The following is a 19,785-nucleotide window of genomic DNA, read 5'->3' as shown; positions in this document are numbered from 1 at the left end:
AATTAATAACATCCCGCATGAACTTAAGCAGCCGAACCAAAATGTACATCTCCACATGTTACAATAGCTTGTCTCCCATCTTCTTGCTTGATAATACAGTTAAAATTACGATCAAGTCCATCAAAAATACCCTCAATGATTTTTTTATCATTCACAATTTTGACATGTTTTCCAAGGTGCTCAGAATATAAAAGCCATTTATTTCGGATTATTTCACATCCTTTTGCTTGTTTCCAAAGAAGGTAATTTCTAGAAAAAGTTTCCGTCAAAACCGTAAATAACTGTTCTGCTTCAATATGCAAACCGACATTTTGTAAGCTTGAAGTAGGATAAGGTGCATCTTCATAATTATATTTTACATTTATTCCAATACCAATAACTAATGCATATTGTCCTGATGATAGTTTAAAAATTTCAAGCAAAATTCCAGAACTTTTAGCACCTTTCAGTAAAATATCGTTTGGCCATTTTAAGCGCACAATATTATTTGTTTGCTTTTCATCTTTGATAAATTGTTTTATTGCCTCTACAACACTGACTCCAGCAACAAAACCAAGCTGTGCAGCTGTTTCATGAGCTATATCATCAATTAACAAAAGACTAGAATAAAGGTTCCCTTTTGGACTAGACCAAGACCTCCCCCTTCTTGCCCTTCCTTGTGATTGTTCTTGTGCAACAATCCAAAGATAACCACAATGACCAGCATGCGCTTTTTTCTGTGCAATGAGATTTGTGGAATCTACACTTTCGTACGACTGAACAGTGTATCCTTGCTTTTGTGCAAAATCTGATAAAATATAAACCATATTTATTAAAATAATGCAGTGGCTGCTTTTTCTGCCAATTCAGCAAACCAAATTCCAAAAAAGGTGTAAAATAAAATAAATAATGCAGAAAGACCAAGACAAAACTGAAGCTCTTTTGATAGAATAACAAAATGCGCTTTTGCTTCATCAAACCACATAATTTTAATGACTCGCAAATAGTAAAAAGCGCCAACAACAGAGGCGATCATACCGACAACCGCAAGGGGTGTCAAACCGGCATGAACAGCAGCAGAAAATGTATACCACTTCCCAAAAAAACCAGCCATAGGGGGTATACTGGCTAGTGAGAAAAGCTGTATTGTCATGACAATCGCCATAAATGGATTTGTCTTTGCTAATCCTGAAAGATCATAAATATTTTCAACATTACCACTCTGAGATCGCATTCCAAGAATAAAAGCAAATGAGCCAAGCGTAACACCAAGATAAATGGTCATATAAAGAATAACACTTTTTACCCCAATCATATCTCCAGCCGATAAACCAACAAGGGCATAGCCCATATGACTGATCGATGAATAAGCCATTAAGCGCTTAATATTATTTTGACCAATTGCAGCAAACGCACCAAGTATCATTGATGCTAGCGCCATAAAAACCAAAATTTGTTGCCATGCAGGCATCACACCATCAATACGCCCTAGTGGAATAAAGGTCATCACAATAATACGGATGATTAAAGCCATTGCAGCAATTTTAGGGGCACCGGCAAAAAATGCTGTAATCGGTGTTGGTGCACCTTCATAAACATCAGGTGTCCACATATGAAATGGAACCGCAGAAATTTTGAAAGCCAAACCAGCTAAAATAAAAACGATTCCAAAAATGACCCCCAATTGTAAATTTTCACCTTTTAAAGCAAGAGCAATTTCGTGAAAACCAATCTGACCGGTAAAACCATAAAGTAAAGAAATACCGTAAAGCAATAATCCTGAAGATAATGCGCCTAAAACAAAATATTTCATACCAGCTTCGGACGATTTTACATTGTTACGATTAATCGCTGCTAAAACATATAAAGCTAAGGATTGCAGTTCTAACCCCATATAAAGCGATAGCATATTACCCGCTGAAATCATAAACATCATGCCAAGGGTTGCTAAAAGAACAAGCACGGGAAATTCAAATATATTAAACTTTTGCGCATTGGCAAAGCCAACAGACATGATAAGAGAAAAGAGCGCGCCAATAAGCATTAAAATTTTCATATAACGACCAAAAGAGTCAATAATAAGCGCATTGGTTTGAAATGAGCCTGTCTTCGGAAAAACGATGAGAATAATAATGGTTGCCACAAGAAGCGCCATGGCTAAACCTGTAACAGTTAAAGAAGCACGTCCATTGGAATAAACACCAATCATAAGCAACATGATGGCGCCTAATGCAATTAAAATTTCTGGAAGAATTAAGACTAATTGCGTTATTATTTCACTTTGCATAAGAATTCTTCCCTTATCTAGTGTAGCTTATTGATGAGGGCTTCTACAGAAAACGCCGTCGCTTTAAGAAGTGGCGTTGGATAGATACCAAAGAATATTGTAAGAACAACCATCGGATAAAGAATAAATTTTTCTCTTGAAGAAAGATCTACCAGCACTTTTAAATTCTCTTTATCCAAGGAGCCAAAAACCACGCGCCGATAAAGATAAAGGGCATAGGCCGCTGATAAGATAACACCTGTTGTTGCTAAAATGACAACCAATTTATTTACTTGGAAAACACCTATTAAGGTTAAAAATTCACCTAAAAAGCCTGAGCTTCCAGGGAGTCCAACATTTGCCATCGTGAAAATTAAGAAAACAACAGCATATTTAGGCATATTATTGACTAAACCACCAAACGCTGAAATTTCACGCGTATGCAAGCGATCATAGATCACCCCAACACAAAGAAATAAAGCCGCAGAAACAATTCCATGTGACAACATCTGATAAATAGCCCCTTGTATCCCCTGTTCATTCGCAGCAAAAATACCCATCGTTACATATCCCATATGGGCTATTGAAGAATATGCAATAAGTTTTTTGATGTCACTTTGAACAAGTGCAACGAGCGAGGTATAAATAATAGCGATAAGCGATAATGTGAAAACAAAAGGCGCAAAATCTGCTGAGGCAATAGGAAACATCGGTAAAGAAAAACGAAGAAAACCATATCCCCCTAATTTCAGTAAGACACCGGCTAAAATAACAGAACCTGCGGTCGGTGCTTCCACGTGCGCATCAGGAAGCCAAGTATGAACTGGCCACATTGGCATTTTAACAGCAAAAGAAGCAAAAAAGGCAAGCCATAACCACATTTGCATATGAGCCGGAAACTGATAATTGAGTAAAGTTGGTATATCAAGTGTTCCTGCCTGCCAATACATAGCCATAAGAGCAACCAACATAAGCACTGAACCAAGTAAAGTGTATAAGAAAAACTTGATACTTGCATAAACACGACGTGCTCCACCCCATACCCCTATGATGATAAACATTGGAATGAGGCTGCCTTCAAAAAAAACATAAAATAATATTGCATCAAGAGCACAAAAGACTCCAATAATCGCAACTTCAAGGAGAAGAAAAGCAATCATATAAGCTTTTAATCTCTCTTTAACATTTTCCCAACTTGCTAAAATACAGAAAGGCAAAAGAAAAGCCGAAAGAACAACAAAAAGAATAGAAATACCATCAACCCCCATATGATAGCTAATGCCATTCCCTAACCAACTGAATTTTTCAACCATTTGAAAGTCTGGATTAGTGGAATCAAATCCTATCCAAATAATTAAAGAAATAATAAAAACAAATATCGTCGTAAAAAATGCGACATTACGTATATTATGGCGCGCAGCTTCACTATCATCTTTGATAAGCAAAATCAGAAGCACACCCACAAGCGGCAAAAATGTAACCGTAGAAAGAATAGGCCAATCGGTCATTAGTTTACGCCCCCGATCATCATCCATGTAATGAGCAATGCAATACCTATAAGCATCGCAAATGCATAGTGGTAAAGATAGCCTGTTTGCAACCGAACAACTCTATTTGTAATATCAACAACCCGCGCAGCAATACCGTTGGGACCTAAGCCATCAATAATTTTACCGTCTCCCACTTTCCAAAGAAAAGAACCAATTTTAAAGGTAGGACGAACAAACAAAAAATCATATAATTGATCGAAATACCATTTTTGGTACAAAAATTGATATATTCTTGGCATAGCATTAGCCAGTTTCTTGGGAAGAAATGGAAAAGAAATATAGAATAAATAAGCGAACATAAATCCAAGCACCATTGCTATAAAGGGCGACCATTTTACCCAATTAAAGACATGGTGAGCATCATGAAGAATATGATTATGGCTGCTTGTAAACAATGCGCCCTTCCAAAAAGCATCATAGAAGTCACCAAAAAAGTAAGGTTGGAAAACTACACCAGCAAATATTGCTCCAAGAGATAAAATAAAGAGTGGGATTAACATAACTGGAGGTGACTCATGAACATGATGCATAACATCAGCCGTTGCCCGTGGCTTCCCATGGAATGTCATAAAGATAAGCCGCCATGAATAAAAGCTTGTCAAAAAAGCCGCAAAAACAAGAAGATAAAAAGCATATCCTGAAGCAATATTATGGGATGCAAAAGCAAACTCTATAATCGCATCTTTGGAGAAAAAACCAGCCGTTCCAAAAAGAGTTCCTGGGATTCCAACACCGGTCAATGCAATGGTCCCGATCATCATCATCCAATAAGTGACCTTTATATGCTTGCGCAATCCACCCATTTTTCGCATATCTTGTTCATCAGATACAGCATGAATGACAGAACCGGCACCAAGAAATAATAATGCTTTAAAAAATGCATGCGTAAAAAGATGAAAGACAGCAGCGCCATAAGCCCCAACACCTAATGCCACAAACATATACCCAAGTTGAGAACATGTAGAATAAGCAATAACACGCTTAATATCATTCTGCACCAATCCCACAGTGGCTGCAAAAAAGGCTGTTGTTGCTCCAACAATAATAACCACGGTCAAAGCAGTTGAAGACAGTTCAAAAATGGGTGACATGCGCGCAACCATAAAAACACCTGCCGTTACCATTGTAGCGGCATGAATAAGTGCTGAGACAGGCGTAGGTCCCTCCATTGCATCAGGAAGCCAAGTATGTAAAAGAAATTGTGCTGATTTTCCCATCGCACCAATAAATAATAAAAGACATGTAATGGTAAGTGCTGCCTGTCCATCAAGCTGCAAACCTAAAAATGTCATATCTTGTACAAAGCTATTATCTGCAGCTTTTGCAAAAATAGAGGCAAAATCGACCGATTGAAATAAAACGAAAATACTAAAAATTCCTAAGAGAAAACCAAAGTCTCCAACACGATTGACCACAAAAGCTTTCATTGCAGCCTTATTTGCAGAATCGCGCTGAAACCAAAAGCCAATAAGCAAATAAGAAGCAAGCCCTACACCTTCCCAGCCAAAAAACATCTGAATCAAATTATTGGATGTCACCAACATGAGCATCATAAATGTAAACAAAGAAAGATAAGAAAAAAAACGGGATCTTGAAGGATCATGGTGCATATAACCAATTGAATAAATATGCACTAATGCTGAAACACTATTCACCACAATAAGCATAACAGCTGTTAATGTATCAATATGGAGAGCCCAATTAAAGCTTAAACCACCAACAGTGAGCCAATGTAAGACCAACACATCAACCACTGGAGCATGACCAAGTGCAACATTGAAAAAAACGACCCACGACAATATGGCAACAAGCACCATAAAGCCACACGTTATCAGTTCACTGGCACGATCTCCTATCGTTTTTCCACCGAGTGCAGCAATTAAAAAACCTAAAAGCGGAAGAAAGACAATTATATGATACATCACTGGTTAGCCTTTCATTACATTAACATCTTCAACCGCAATAGAACCACGATTACGGAAGAAAACAACAAGAATTGCTAAACCAATGGCAGCTTCAGCAGCTGCGACGGTTAAGACAAATAAAGCGAATATCTGACCAACGAGATCATGAAGAAATGCTGAAAATGCAACAAAATTGATATTAACAGAGAGTAATATAAGCTCAATAGACATCAAAATAATAATTATATTTTTTCTGTTGAGAAAAATTCCAGCGATACCAATTGTAAACATCAAAGCAGAAACAACAAGATAATGCGTAATATCAATATACATATCCATAGCCCCCCTTAAATACCTTTACCTGATTCAACCTGCTTGATTTCAATGGCACTTTCTACCGTTCTAGAAACTTGTTCTGCAATAGACTGTCTCTTAACTCCCGATTTATGACGAAGTGTTAAAACAATAGCACCAATCATTGCAACCAATAAAATTATTCCAGCAATTTGAAAATAAAAAACATAATTCGTATAAAGAACGTCACCTAATGCTTGTGTATTTGTTCGCTGCGCTAAATCTGGCATTGGTTGCGTAACATGCGCTCTTAAAACTGGAGAGAAGTAACTACTCACAAAAACAACAATCAATTCTACGGCCATAATAACGCCAATAAGAGCACCAATAGGCGCATATCGAAGAGCACCACTCTTTAACTCAGCAAAATCAACATCCAGCATCATAACGACAAATAAAAATAAAACAGCAACGGCTCCAACATAAACAACAAGTAGAATAAGCCCTAAAAACTCTGCTCCCGCAAGCAAAAATAAAGCCGCGGCATTAAAAAATGCAAGAATTAAAAACAAAACAGAATGCACAGGATTTCGTACTGTAATAACAATCACTGCACTTGTTAGCATAATAAAAGCAAACAAATAGAAAAATGCCACCGCTAGATCTGTTAGCATAGGCTTCTCCTTAATTATCCAAACGATTGGTACAAACTTTATACCAGATTACAATTTATCGGAAAATTATCCGACATCTCATTTAACGATACACTTAACGATAAGGCGCATCTATCAATATATTTCGAGCAATTTCTCGCTCCCAACGATCACCATTCATTAAAAGCTTTTCTTTATCATAATAGAGTTCTTCACGCGTTTCTGTTGCAAATTCAAAATTTGGGCCTTCAACAATAGCCTCTACTGGACAAGCCTCTTGACAAAAACCACAGTAAATACACTTAACCATATCGATATCATAACGAACAGTTCTACGTGTTCCATCATTACGTCGCGGTCCAGCCTCAATTGTAATCGCCTGTGCCGGACAAATCGCTTCACATAATTTACAGGCGATACAGCGCTCTTCACCATTGGGATAACGACGCAGTGCATGCTCACCACGAAAACGCTGAGAAACAAAACCTTTTTCATAAGGATAATTAATCGTAGGTTTTGGCGAAAAAAACTGACGCATAGCTAAGAAAAAAGCACTCACAAACTCCAATAAAAGGAGTGACTTTGCCGCCTGAATAAAACCTGACATCGTAAAATCTCCTCTTAAACGAAATTTGTAAACTTTAAAAAAGCCGCAGTTATTACAACCATTGCTAATGAGAGAGGAAGAAAAACCTTCCAACCAAGCCGCATGAGTTGATCATAGCGATAGCGTGGAACAAATGCTTTGACCATAGCAAACCAAAAAAACACAAAACAGACTTTTAAAACAAACCAAATGATGCCAGGAACCCAATTAAGCCACCAAACATCCAAGGGAGGAAGCCAACCGCCTAAAAATAAAATGGTTGTCAAAGCACACATTAAAACAATAGCAACATATTCACCAAGAAAAAAGAGCATATAAGGCGTTGAAGAATATTCAACCATGTGACCAGCAACAAGTTCAGATTCTGCTTCTACCAAATCAAAAGGCGGACGGTTTGTCTCTGCAAGCGCAGAAATAAAAAATATAATAAACATTGGAAAAAGAATAAGCCAATTCCAATCAAGAAAACTGTTAAAAGGAAGACCAAGAGTTGTACCAAGCCCATAACTTTGTTTTAAAACAATTGTTGTAAGATCCAGTGATCCACTTACTAAAATAACGGTCACAAGCACAAAACCAATAGAAACTTCGTAAGAAACCATTTGTGCCGCTGAACGAAGAGCCCCTAAAAAAGGATATTTTGAATTTGAGGCCCAGCCCCCCATAATAACCCCATAAACTTCAAGAGATGAAATGGCTAAGATGTAAAGCAAGCCAACATTAATCTTCGCAACCTCCCAACCTTCATTGACAGGAATAACAGCCCAAGTTGATAAAGCCAGTGTTGCTGAAACAAAAGGAGCCAAAAGGAAAACCCCTTTATTGGCACCAGCAGGGATAATAGGTTCCTTTACAGCAAATTTAATTAAGTCTGCAAAAGATTGTAGCAACCCCCACGGACCAACAACATTGGGACCACGCCGCAATTGCACAGCAGCCCAAATCTTTCTATCTGCATAGAGGAGATAGGCAATCAATACTAAGAGAACAACTAAAAGAAGAAGTGTCTTCCCAACGATAACGAGTAATGGCAACAACCAAGTTATAAAGAAATCATACATCATTATTCCTTTTCCTTTGCCCTTACTCTACAACTTCTATAGCACGGCTTTTTGCTAGAGATGAACATTCAGCCATAACAGCAGAAGCACGCGCTATCGGATTTGTTAAATAAAAGTCTTTAACCATAGAAGTAAATATTTGACTTTCTAGGGAAACCATTTTTGAACCAAGCGCCTTAAGATCACTTATATCTGCAGGCATGATATCATCAACAGCATCAAAATGTGGATACTCATTAAACAAACATTGCCTTAATTGAGAAAGAGAATCAAAGGGAAGCCTTTGTCCTAACACATCCGATAAGGCACGCAAAATGGCCCAATCTTCTTTTGCTTCACCTGGAGCAAAACCAGCCCGATTTGTCATTTGAACACGCCCTTCTGTATTGACATAAAGCCCTGACTTTTCAGTATAGGCCGATGCAGGCAAAATAACATCAGCAGCGTGCGCCCCATTATCACCATGGCTCCCAATATAAACTTTAAAAGCTTTTATATTGGCTAATTCCACCTCATCAGCACCAAGCAAAAATAAAACCTCACAGGTTTTAAGAATATTTTCAACCCCAAACTGAGAAGTAAAACCTATGTCTAACCCTCCAACAATTGAGGCTGCATTATGAAGGACGCCAAAACCATTCCATTCTTCGCTAAGGGCACCAATATTATCCGCTAATTTAGCAAGACTTTTTAAAACAGATAACCCTTCATTTCCGCAAATCGCCCCCTCTCCGATAAGAATAAGAGGCCTCCTTGCGTCCTTTAAAACATTATAAAAAGCATCCTCTCCACAAATAAGTGTATTTAATGCATCACTCCCAGATCCAAGATAAGAATAAGGATAACGTAAATCGACTTTCTCTCCAATGAGCGCGATAGGAAAATTTCCCATCCGTTGGCGCTTTAAAATGCGCGCATTTAAAACAGCAGCTTCATGGCGTGGATTAGAGCCTACAATAAGGAGAGCATCAGCCTGTTCAATCCCCGCAATTGTAGGATTTAAAATATAACTCGAACGCCCAAATTCAGGCGATAAAGCTCCCCCTCTTTGACGACAATCAAAAAGCTTTGAACCCAACGAGATCAGTAACGTTTTAAGGGCATACATTTCTTCAACAGAAGCAAGATCCCCAGCAATAGCTCCAATTTTTTCTGGCAAAACCTTAGAGGTCATCATTTTAATTTTCGCAAAAGCTTCTGTCCAACTGGCAGGTTGAAGCTTTCCGTCTTTACGGATATAGGGTCTATCAAGCCGCTGAGTCCGTAATCCATCCCAAATAAAACGGGCTTTATCAGAGATCCATTCCTCATTTACATCGTCATTTGTACGCGGCATAATCCGCATAACTTCACGACCGCGACTATCAATACGAATAGCACTGCCAAGCGCATCCATCACATCAATCGATTCTGTTTTAACCAATTCCCAAGGACGGGCATGAAACGCATACGGTTTTGAGGTTAAAGCCCCCACTGGACAAAGATCAATCACATTGCCCTGTAATTCAGATGTCATCGCTTTTTCAAGATATGTCGTAATTTCAGCATCTTCACCACGACCAATCAAACCAAGCTCAGAAATACCGGCAACTTCCGTTGTAAAACGAACACAACGTGTGCAATGAATACACCGTGTCATAACCGTTTTAACAAGAGGCCCAATATATTTATCTTCTACAGCACGCTTATTTTCCGTATAACGAGAACAATCTCGCCCGTAGAGCATTGCTTGATCTTGAAGATCGCATTCGCCCCCTTGATCACAAACAGGACAATCTAAAGGATGATTGATGAGAAGAAACTCCATCACACCTTCACGTGCTTTTTTTACCATCTCAGTATTGGTAAAAATTTCCGGTGCTTCACCATTAGGCCCCAATCGTAAATCACGAACCCCCATCGCACAAGAAGCTTGAGGTTTTGGAGGACCACCTTTGACCTCAACCAAGCACATACGACAATTTCCAGCAATTGATAAAGTTTCATGAAAACAAAAACGCGGAATTTCAGCACCCGCCGCCTCCGCTGCCTGAAGCAACGTATAGTAATCAGGGACTTCAATCTCTTTACCATCAACTTTGATATTTATCATCACCCATCCAACCTGCGGACAATCCACTTAAAATTTGCATTCAGTTGCTCTTTTAAAAAATCTCTATCCTACTGCTTCCAAAGCAATATTCTTTCTTTGAACAACATTTCGCGTATATTCATCAATTCTACGCTCAATTTCTGGACGAAAATTACGGATCAATCCCTGTATTGGCCATGCTGCTGCATCACCAAGCGCGCAAATCGTATGTCCTTCGACTTGTTTAGAAACTTCAAACAAAAGATCAATCTCACGTTTTTGTGCTCTTCCCTCAACCATACGCCCTAAAAGACGCATCATCCATCCTGTTCCTTCACGACACGGCGTACATTGACCACAACTTTCATGTTTGAAAAAAGCCGCTATACGCCAAATTGCTTTGATAATATCGGTTGATTTATCCATAACAATCACACCACCAGTACCAAAAGAAGATCCAACATCACGCATTCCATCAAAATCCATGATCGCATCAACCATATCCTCACCACGAACAACAGGACAAGAGGCCCCTCCTGGAATAACCGCTAAAAGATTATTCCATCCGCCACGAATACCCCCTGTATGTTTTTCAATTAATTCACGAAAAGAAACACCAAGAGCTTCTTCAAAGGTACAAGGGGCATTCACATGTCCAGAAACCATAAACAACTTCGTTCCGACATTATTCGCACGCCCAATAGACGAAAACCACGAAGCTCCGCGACGTAAAATCGTTGGAACAACCGCTATAGACTCCACATTGTTGACTGTTGTTGGACAACCATAAATGCCCATATTTGCAGGAAATGGCGGTTTGAGACGAGGTTGCCCTTTTTTTCCTTCAAGACTTTCGAGAAGTGCTGTTTCTTCACCACAAATATAAGCACCAGCCCCATGATGAATAATAATATCACAAGCATGACCATATTTTGTTTTTTTGCCAAGCAAACCTGCTTCATAACACTCATCGACAGCTGCTTGAAGTGCTTCACGCTCACGAATATATTCACCACGAATATAAATAAAAGCGACATTAGCTCCCATAGCAAAAGTAGCAATTGCGCATCCTTCAATCAAAGTATGGGGGTCATGACGTAAAATATCACGGTCCTTACATGTTCCAGGCTCTGATTCATCAGCATTTACAACCAAATAGTGAGGACGACCATCACTCTGCTTTGGCATAAAAGACCACTTCATTCCGGTAGGAAAACCAGCACCACCACGACCGCGCAAACCCGATGCTTTGACCTCATCAATGATCCAATCACGACCTTTATCAATAATCTCTTTCAGACCATTCCAATGCCCACGCGACATCGCAGCCTTTAATGACTTGTCTTTTAAACCATAAATATTGGTGAAGATACGGTCCTTATCAGCTAGCATACCCCACCTTTTTTTCTATTGCCCGTAGCATTTTAGCTTTTCCTCAAATGCAATTTAAAAAAACTTCTTAAAACTTTCTATTTTAAATCAAATGTCATTAGAATATGGATAAAATAATGAAATATCTTTTCAAAAAAATATTTAACTAAGATTCCACTCCCTTATGATTCTTTTTCTTTGAAGACTTAGGCAATTTGCTTTTTTCTTCATCCTCAAGCAGAGATGTTAAACCACTAATTGGCTCCGACGATTGACGACTGTTTTGTGGACCAACCGCTATATCAGAACCTTTTCCTGCCTCAAATGCATCAATAATCTCTTCAAGGCGTTCCGCTGTGAGATCTTCATAAGTATCTTTAAAAATCATGACCATAGGAGCATTAACACAAGCACCAAGACACTCCACCTCCTCCCATGATAAGGTTCCATCCTGATTGGTCGTAAAAGGTTCATGATGAATTTTTTTCTGACAAACTTTAATCAATTCCTCAGAACCACGTAACATACAAGGAGTCGTACCACACACTTGAACATGCGCTTTTGTTCCTACAGGTTTAAGCTGAAACTGAGTATAAAAAGTAGCAACCTCTAAGACTCGGATATACGCCATAGAAAGAATTTGAGCGATATGCTCAATGGCCGCACGCGTCACCCAACCATCTTGCTCTTGTGCACGCATTAATAACGGAATAACAGCCGATTGTTCACGCCCTACAGGATATTTTTTTATGGTATTTTTCACCCATATCTGATTTTCCTTTGTAAAAGAAAACTCTGCGGGCTGATAGACATCATCGGCAAGACGGCGTACGGACATTAGCGATCAACCTCCCCAAAAACAATATCAATCGACCCCAAAATAGCTGTAGCATCTGCCAACATATGGCCGCGAGTCAAAAAATCCATGGCTTGGAGATGAGCAAACCCAGGAGCACGCAACTTAACGCGATAAGGTTTATTGGTTCCATCAGAAACAAGATAAACACCAAACTCACCCTTTGGAGCTTCCACGGCGACATATACTTCTCCAGGAGGCGTATGAAAGCCTTCCGTATAGAGCTTAAAGTGATGAATCAGTGCTTCCATCGAGCTTTTCATCTCGCTCCGCTTTGGTGGTACAATTTTGCGATCCAAACTTGAAACAGGGCCATTCTTTTCAGTACCAAGTAGTCGTTCTACACATTGACGCATAATTTTCGCTGATTGACGCATTTCTTCCATACGAATAAGATAGCGATCATAACAATCACTATTTTTACCTATAGGAATATCAAATTCCATTTCATCGTAGCATTCATAAGGCTGACTTTTACGCAAATCCCATGGCACACCAGCGCCACGGATCATAACTCCAGAAAAACCACGTGCCCAAGCTTCGTTGATACTGACAACACCGATATCCACATTACGCTGCTTAAAAATCCGATTTGGCGTCACAAGCGCATCAAGTTTTTCAAGAGAAACAAGAAATGGATCAATAAAATTACCAATGTCCTCAACTAAAGATTCCGGTAAGTCTTGGTGCACACCACCGGGACGAAAATAATTTGCGTGCAAACGAGCGCCACAGGCACGCTCATAAAAAATCATCAATCTTTCACGTTGTTCAAATCCCCAAAGCGGTGGGGTCAAAGCACCAACATCCATCGCCTGTGTTGTTACATTAAGCAAATGATTAAGAATACGCCCAATTTCAGAAAACAAAACACGTATCAATTGCCCTCTTTTAGGAATTTCAATATCCAATAACTTTTCAATTGCAAGAACAAAAGCATGCTCTTGATTCATGGGAGCAACATAATCTAAACGATCTAGATAAGGCCCCGCCTGAAGATAAGTCTTTGTTTCCATTAATTTTTCTGTGCCACGATGTAATAACCCAATATGTGGATCTACACGCTCAACAACTTCACCGTCCAACTCTAAAACCATACGCAAAACGCCATGCGCTGCAGGATGCTGCGGACCAAAATTGATATTAAAGTTTCGAACATTAACTTCAGCCACAATCAACCCCTTGCTTTCTTAAAAACTTCATATCAAATATCAAAGAAATCTATCACACTAAAAAAAATAATTATTTAAGAAATAAACGACTCTAATATATTACCTTATCAAAACCAATCTTATTTTTCTCCATCTACTTTCCCATCGTGAGGCAAAGCATATTGTCCTCCTTCCCAAGGAGAAAGAAAATCGAAATTACGCATTTCTTGGCGCAAAACAACGGGCTCATAAATTACCCTCTTTGCTTCATTATCATAACGGCACTCAACAAATCCTGTCACAGGAAAGTCTTTGCGTAAAGGATACCCTTCAAACCCATAATCTGTTAAAATCCGTCTCAAATCCGGATGACCAGAAAATAAAATTCCATACATATCATAAGTTTCACGTTCATACCACTCTGCACCCGGATAAACCGTACAAGCTGAAGCAACAGGAGTATTCTCATCCGTACGAACTTTAACACGTAAGCGCAAATTCTCACGAGGAGACAATAATTGGTAAGAAACATCAAAACGCTTATCGCGAGAAGGATAATCCACACCACTAATGTCTGTAAGATTAATAAACTGACAACGAGAATCATCACGAACAAACATTAAGACATCAGTAATTGCATCAAGACGTACCACAATGGTCAATTCACCAAAAGCAAGAATGGTCTCTTCAAGCTTATTTCCTAACTTATTTTCCAAATAAGCAGCAAGTTCAGCCAATGCTTCATTCATCATGATAAGAAAACTCTCTATCGCTCTATGGATCCGGTACGACGGATTTTTTTCTGTAATAACAATATGCCGTATAATAAGGCCTCTGCAGTAGGTGGACACCCTGGAACATAGATATCGACAGGTACAATCCGATCACATCCACGCACCACTGAATAGGAATAATGATAATATCCTCCACCGTTTGCACATGATCCCATAGAAATCACATAACGTGGCTCTGGCATCTGATCATACACTTTTCTTAAAGCAGGTGCCATCTTATTTGTTAGAGTACCTGCCACCACCATCACATCTGACTGACGGGGTGAAGCTCGTGGGGCATACCCAAAACGCTCATTATCATAATGCGGCATTGAGCACTGCATCATTTCAATAGCACAACAAGCCAAACCAAAACTCATCCACATTAGAGAACCGGTACGTGCCCAAGTAATCAAAGCATCTGCCGAAGTAACTAAAAAACCCTTATCTGATAATTCCGCATTAATATCACGAAAAAACTGATCATCTGATCCTATCAACTCACCAGTACTGGGATCAATGATTCCTTTTGGTTTTGGAGCCATAATTGTTGAATTATTAGATCTTAATTCCATTCAAGAGCTCCTTTTTTCCATTCATATATAAATCCAATAGTCAAAATCGCCAAAAACACAATCATTGACCAAAAGCCAAACAGACCTATCGATTCGAATGAAACAGCCCAAGGAAAAAGGAAAGCAACTTCAAGATCAAAAATAATAAATAAAATTGACACCAAATAGAAACGAATATCAAACTTCATGCGCGCATCACTAAATGAATTAAAGCCACATTCGTAAGCCGATAACTTTTCAGGGTCTGGGGAACGATATGCTACTATGTAAGGTATAATCAACAAAACCCCAGTAATAACCGCTGACACAATAACAAAAATCAAAACTGGCAAATAAGAGCTCAGTAAATAAGCCATAACCCTCTTCCATCGTAACAAAATGCCTGAGTTTAACACAACGACTCGACATTGCGAGTTCAAACAGACAAATTTTATAATCGCTCTATTAATTTTACTCATAATGCTCAAAAGGCATACAGAGCGATATTTTTCTTATCGGCATAGGTAACGCAGAGCAAAGAAAGACGCAAGTCCTATTCTTATAAACCATATAAAAAGGAAGAAAAAATATTCCCCCCTAAATTAGATACCCCACACTAACCTACGGCACACGAATATCTTAAAAAGTGATTTCTACCAGAAAATACAAAATGGCGCGAGTGACGGGGCTCGAACCCGCGACCTCCGGCGTGACAGGCCAGCACTCTAACCAACTGAGCTACACCCGCGCACTTTTTTGAACTAATTCATTATTAGTACAAGCGGTCGTGTAAGATGTTCGTTCGTTTATGTCAAGAAGGATTATGCATTTTTTAAAAAAATTATTAAATACCATCTTTATTCTTGCGTTTAGAAAAATTTTTCCTTAAAGAGGTCCTACTCAGTTGTTGATCATTATATTGGGCGATTAGCTCAGCTGGTAGAGCGCCTCGTTTACACCGAGGATGTCGGGAGTTCGAGTCTCTCATCGCCCACCATATGTGTTTACTTCTTATGTAACTTACTGATTTTATGTATGTTTTAATGGGTTAGAGATACCTGAATAAAAGTAAGGGAATAGGATTTTACGGTATGCCTCTATAGGGCGTCTGTTTTTTGATCGAATTTCTCTAATAATTTTTTAAATCTTGTTAAATCCTGTTGTAAACTTCTCTAAGTTTCTAACAAACATACTAACAACTTCACGTCTAAATGAATCAGAAGTTTTTATTGTAAAACTCTTGCAGAAAGAATCGGCTTTTTTCTTAAAAAGCATGCTATCTTTTGATTTAAAGAGTAGCACTTCACGACCTTTTCTTCCATACCAACGAGTAGTTATTTTTTGCTAATTCTTATAAAAAAACAAGATATAGCGTAGATACGTCTAATTTTTCAGGCATATCGAATAAGCATTATGAAGGACCAATACGAAGTTTTCGTAAGATTTTCCAAAGGATATAAACATTTACAAAATCCTGTAAAAAAATACGCTCATGAATCTAACAAATACTTTTGAAGTTTTCATTTTATTACGAATCAGAATCTCTTTTTAAATTGTTTTTTTAATTACTTTAAGAAGAAATTGAGGATATCTAATTCTTTGAGAACCACTGTTTTAAATATACAAAAACATTACCTATTGCATCCATGAGAGGAGAAAAATCAAAAATCGATAAAAAGATTAAAAATGCACTCCTTTTCATAAAGCGTGACATTTTTTGATAGGTGTACATCATTTCTTAAAGCATTTTCTCTGCTTCTGTAAGTTTTATCTGTTTTGTCGTTCTTTTTCTAATCATATTTCCATCCACACAAGCGTTCACCTTGCTTATTATATTTTAAAATCTCTCTTGCTAGGTTTGGGTTAACGATAATAAAGTCTTATTTTTTCATTAAATAGGTAACCAAGCAACATAAGAGATCTGCTTATTTATCACGCATCCAAGCAAAGAGTTCAAAGTGCACATCAACATCACTTTTTCGATTAACATCACATTGGCTTCATACGCTCGATTATCGGTTTTCTCTACTATTTTATCAGCTTCTTTTCTTGCCATTTCCGCTAAGCCTGTTGTAACCTTAGCGCTATTTTCTACTCCCTTCGCATCTTGAGCTTTATTCCGCGCTTCATAAGCACTGCATGATGCTTGCTACGGCATCCATGTTTGGCAAAACATGCTTTATTTTTTGATTCCTTAGCAATTTTTTGAATTCATCCACTTACTGTTTCTAACCGTACAGCCTTCTTCTAGGATCTTTCAGAAACCTTCTTTATCCCTTCTGCTATAAATTTCACACCATTGGCTAATTGTTTTAAATCATCTAAACGACCTTTAGATTTTAGATTCTTGTGCAACCTTTTTTATTGCTACGGCTTTACTCTTTTCCTATTTTACTAAACACCGCAGATTACGCTCTTGCTTTGACTTCATTGGCTATTCAAGATGACTCTAACTTATCGTATTGAGCTTGCTCAGCTTTTACTGTTTCACTGTCCAGCATACTTTTTGCTTCTAAGGCTATCGACTTTTTAAATAACACAATTTTAAAAATTAATTTTTTAAAAAACTTACAATGTGAGCTATTAGCTCATTGAGTGTAGATAAAAAATATAAATAAAATAATAAAAATAGTTCTTATAATACCTATTTTAGTGAAATATAACTTCATTAATAAGTAAAAAAGATATTTCCCTATAATCTTGTACCTAGTAAAATCTATTGATACTTTTAGGCATTTAATATGAAGCGCTTAATTGAGGGCACCAATCATCATCAAACAGCAGCTAATATTTATATGATTGGGTCGTTATCATAAGCAATAATTCACAAAAATTTCTAACGAAATAATAACGAGTAGATTCCTTTTAATCTAGCTTGTTCAATCTTTAGAGAATAATACCCAACCACATTTCCTTTATGCCATCAGCTATTTTTTAGCGTAATCTTTATTTATCGCAATTTCTTTTCTTTAAATTATAAATTTGAAGGGCATAGAAACAAACCACAAGCCAAGAAATCCAACTAATACCGACAATTAAAACGGGGCGCGTCTCATCGAAATACCATAAGAGAATAAAAATAAAAACCATAAATACAATAGAAAAAATCGATCCTATTGGCCAAAATGGAATTGGAAATTTTAAATCATGCTGTGCTTCTTTAGGCATCTTAATTCGCATAAAAATTTGCGAAAGTAGAATCATCATCCAAACAAAAACCGTCGCAAATGTTGCCATCGCTGCAATAAGAAAAAAAAGCTTTTCATGATAAAAATAATTAAGGACAGCACCAAGAAGAAAAATAACGAAGATCATCAAAATAATAAAAACTGGTATACCGTTTTTTGATAAATATTGAAATTTCTTTAAAGCATAACCTTCCTGCGATAAACCATGTATCATACGACAAGCACCATACATTCCACTATTCATTGCTGAAATAGCCGCTGTAACAACAACAATATTTAAAATATTTGCTGCATATGAGATTCCAAGATTTTCAAAAATAGATACAAAAGGACTATCCATAAGACCAATCTCATTCCAAGGATAAAGAGACATTAAAATAGCTAACGTCATGATGTAAAAAAGCAAAATACGAACTGGAGTAGAATTAATTGCCTTTGAAATCGTTTGATGAGGATTTTGAACTTCCATAACTGCCATGCCAATGATTTCTATACCACCAAAAGCAAAGACAACAACACTAAAGCAAGCTAAAAAACCAAACCAACCATTGGGAAAAAGACCACCATTATTCCATAAATTATGAACTGTAACAGTGGAAGAATCGCTACCTGCACCTCCCCCTAAGAAAATAATGACTATCCCTAAAATAATCATCGCAATGATAGCAATAACTTTAATAGAAGACAGCCAAAACTCTAGTTCACCATAAACTTCTACAGCGGCTAAATTAATAGCTGTGATGATTAATGTAATACTCAATGCCCATACCCAAGGAGCAACATCAGGATACCAAAACCCCATATAAGTGGCAAAAGCCGTAATATCAGCCAAACCAACAAGAATCATCTCAAATACATATGTCCACCCCGTTAAAAAACCTGCCAATGGCGATATATAATTTGCTGCATAACGAGCAAAAGAACCAGGCAAGGGATTATGTAGTATCATCTCTCCTAAAGCCCGCATAACCATAAAAATAGCTAAACCAGCAATACAATAGGCAATCAAAACACTGGGGCCTGCAAGCTTAATTGCTTGGGCTGATCCATAAAAAAGACCTGTTCCAATAGCAGAACCAAGAGCTAAAAAAATAACTTGGCGCTTATTCATCCCTCGTTTTAGTTCATCTATTGCCATTTTTTTCCTTCTTTATTGAAACGCTGACAAAATCCACAGCACAATAACAGCTTTATGAAAAATGAAGCTCATGTTTCTTTCAAAAATATATTTAAAAAAACATTGAAGATTAGCCAGTCCAACACTTTGCTTTAAACAATGAAAAAATACTTTTATTGCAAATTATTCAGCTTTTATAAGCTTGCAATTTCGTATTATTTTATCGGAATAACGTGATAATGATTTTTTTTACAATTGTCATTTAATTCGTTTCGTATTATTCAATTTTTTACAGAGAAAATTAGCCATAATGCAGTTTAAACTTTTAGGCTTCTATTTCAGTCCACCGAAATAGAAGCCTAAAAATCCATAACAGACACATTCACTCTG

At 37.7% G+C, this 19,785-nt stretch carries 16 protein-coding genes and 2 tRNA genes; 1 reads left to right on the top strand and 17 read right to left on the bottom strand.

Going from position 1 to position 19,785, the window contains the following annotated elements; translation table 11 throughout:
• Positions 1-23 precede the first annotated feature (23 nt).
• From AC6ER9_RS07890 to AC6ER9_RS07815, 16 genes are all read right to left on the bottom strand, one after another.
• Positions 24-812, bottom strand: coding sequence for a biotin--[acetyl-CoA-carboxylase] ligase (locus AC6ER9_RS07890; protein ID WP_497075323.1), 789 nt, complete (start codon positions 810-812; stop codon positions 24-26).
• Entirely contained in the window at positions 812-2,266 is a 1,455-nt protein-coding gene (gene nuoN / locus AC6ER9_RS07885) for an NADH-quinone oxidoreductase subunit NuoN (RefSeq protein ID WP_497074189.1), read from the bottom strand. Before nuoN ends, AC6ER9_RS07890 begins: the two co-directional genes overlap by 1 nt.
• Before the next feature lie 17 nt (positions 2,267-2,283).
• Positions 2,284-3,753 carry an NADH-quinone oxidoreductase subunit M gene (locus AC6ER9_RS07880; RefSeq protein WP_497075321.1) on the bottom strand — a complete coding sequence of 490 codons (1,470 nt, stop codon included), beginning with the start codon at positions 3,751-3,753 and terminating at the stop codon, positions 2,284-2,286.
• The gene (gene nuoL / locus AC6ER9_RS07875) at positions 3,753-5,717 is read right to left on the bottom strand and encodes an NADH-quinone oxidoreductase subunit L (RefSeq protein WP_497074188.1); all 1,965 of its coding nucleotides are present in this window, start codon (positions 5,715-5,717) and stop codon (positions 3,753-3,755) included. The genes AC6ER9_RS07880 and nuoL overlap by 1 nt, the downstream gene beginning before the upstream one ends.
• 6 nt (positions 5,718-5,723) lie before the next feature.
• On the bottom strand, positions 5,724-6,032 hold the full coding sequence (nuoK, locus tag AC6ER9_RS07870; protein WP_497074187.1) for an NADH-quinone oxidoreductase subunit NuoK: 309 nt from the start codon (positions 6,030-6,032) through the stop codon (positions 5,724-5,726).
• A gap of 14 nt (positions 6,033-6,046) precedes the next feature.
• Positions 6,047-6,667, bottom strand: a complete 621-nt coding sequence (locus AC6ER9_RS07865) for an NADH-quinone oxidoreductase subunit J (RefSeq protein ID WP_497074186.1) — start codon at positions 6,665-6,667, stop codon at positions 6,047-6,049.
• Between the two features lie 94 nt (positions 6,668-6,761).
• Complete coding sequence (gene nuoI / locus AC6ER9_RS07860) at positions 6,762-7,253, bottom strand: NADH-quinone oxidoreductase subunit NuoI (RefSeq protein ID WP_120101470.1); 492 nt, start codon at positions 7,251-7,253, stop codon at positions 6,762-6,764.
• Positions 7,254-7,267: 14 nt separating this feature from the next.
• Complete coding sequence (gene nuoH, locus AC6ER9_RS07855) at positions 7,268-8,314, bottom strand: NADH-quinone oxidoreductase subunit NuoH (RefSeq protein WP_497075319.1); 1,047 nt, start codon at positions 8,312-8,314, stop codon at positions 7,268-7,270.
• A 22-nt stretch (positions 8,315-8,336) separates the two neighbouring features.
• Positions 8,337-10,406, bottom strand: a complete 2,070-nt coding sequence (nuoG, locus tag AC6ER9_RS07850; RefSeq protein WP_497074185.1) for an NADH-quinone oxidoreductase subunit NuoG — start codon at positions 10,404-10,406, stop codon at positions 8,337-8,339.
• Between the two features lie 63 nt (positions 10,407-10,469).
• Positions 10,470-11,777 carry an NADH-quinone oxidoreductase subunit NuoF gene (nuoF, locus tag AC6ER9_RS07845; RefSeq protein ID WP_497074184.1) on the bottom strand — a complete coding sequence of 436 codons (1,308 nt, stop codon included), beginning with the start codon at positions 11,775-11,777 and terminating at the stop codon, positions 10,470-10,472.
• Between the two features lie 145 nt (positions 11,778-11,922).
• Complete coding sequence (nuoE, locus tag AC6ER9_RS07840) at positions 11,923-12,594, bottom strand: NADH-quinone oxidoreductase subunit NuoE (RefSeq protein WP_497074183.1); 672 nt, start codon at positions 12,592-12,594, stop codon at positions 11,923-11,925.
• On the bottom strand, positions 12,594-13,784 hold the full coding sequence (locus AC6ER9_RS07835) for an NADH-quinone oxidoreductase subunit D (protein ID WP_497074182.1): 1,191 nt from the start codon (positions 13,782-13,784) through the stop codon (positions 12,594-12,596). The genes nuoE and AC6ER9_RS07835 overlap by 1 nt, the downstream gene beginning before the upstream one ends.
• 119 nt (positions 13,785-13,903) lie before the next feature.
• Positions 13,904-14,512 (bottom strand): NADH-quinone oxidoreductase subunit C, encoded by a 609-nt coding sequence (locus AC6ER9_RS07830; RefSeq protein ID WP_497075316.1) that lies wholly within the window; start codon positions 14,510-14,512, stop codon positions 13,904-13,906.
• 17 nt (positions 14,513-14,529) lie between these two features.
• A complete protein-coding gene (locus AC6ER9_RS07825; RefSeq protein ID WP_497074181.1) occupies positions 14,530-15,111 on the bottom strand; it encodes a NuoB/complex I 20 kDa subunit family protein in 582 nt (193 codons plus the stop codon).
• Positions 15,102-15,467: an NADH-quinone oxidoreductase subunit A gene (locus AC6ER9_RS07820; protein ID WP_497074180.1), complete on the bottom strand. Its 366-nt coding sequence runs from the start codon at positions 15,465-15,467 to the stop codon at positions 15,102-15,104. The genes AC6ER9_RS07825 and AC6ER9_RS07820 overlap by 10 nt, the downstream gene beginning before the upstream one ends.
• A gap of 294 nt (positions 15,468-15,761) precedes the next feature.
• Positions 15,762-15,838: transfer RNA gene (locus tag AC6ER9_RS07815), tRNA-Asp, on the bottom strand.
• Between the two features lie 173 nt (positions 15,839-16,011).
• On the opposite strand from AC6ER9_RS07815, the gene AC6ER9_RS07810 reads away from it, so the two are divergent.
• A tRNA-Val gene (locus AC6ER9_RS07810) sits at positions 16,012-16,087 on the top strand.
• 1,949 nt (positions 16,088-18,036) lie between these two features.
• Here AC6ER9_RS07810 and AC6ER9_RS07805 read toward each other — a convergent pair.
• Entirely contained in the window at positions 18,037-19,416 is a 1,380-nt protein-coding gene (locus tag AC6ER9_RS07805; protein WP_497074179.1) for an amino acid permease, read from the bottom strand.
• Positions 19,417-19,785 lie beyond the last annotated feature (369 nt).

The sequence above is a fragment of the Bartonella sp. SL317 genome, from assembly GCF_059687655.1.
Note: the sequence above shows the minus strand (reverse complement) of the source record. Positions and strands in the feature narration are given on the sequence as shown.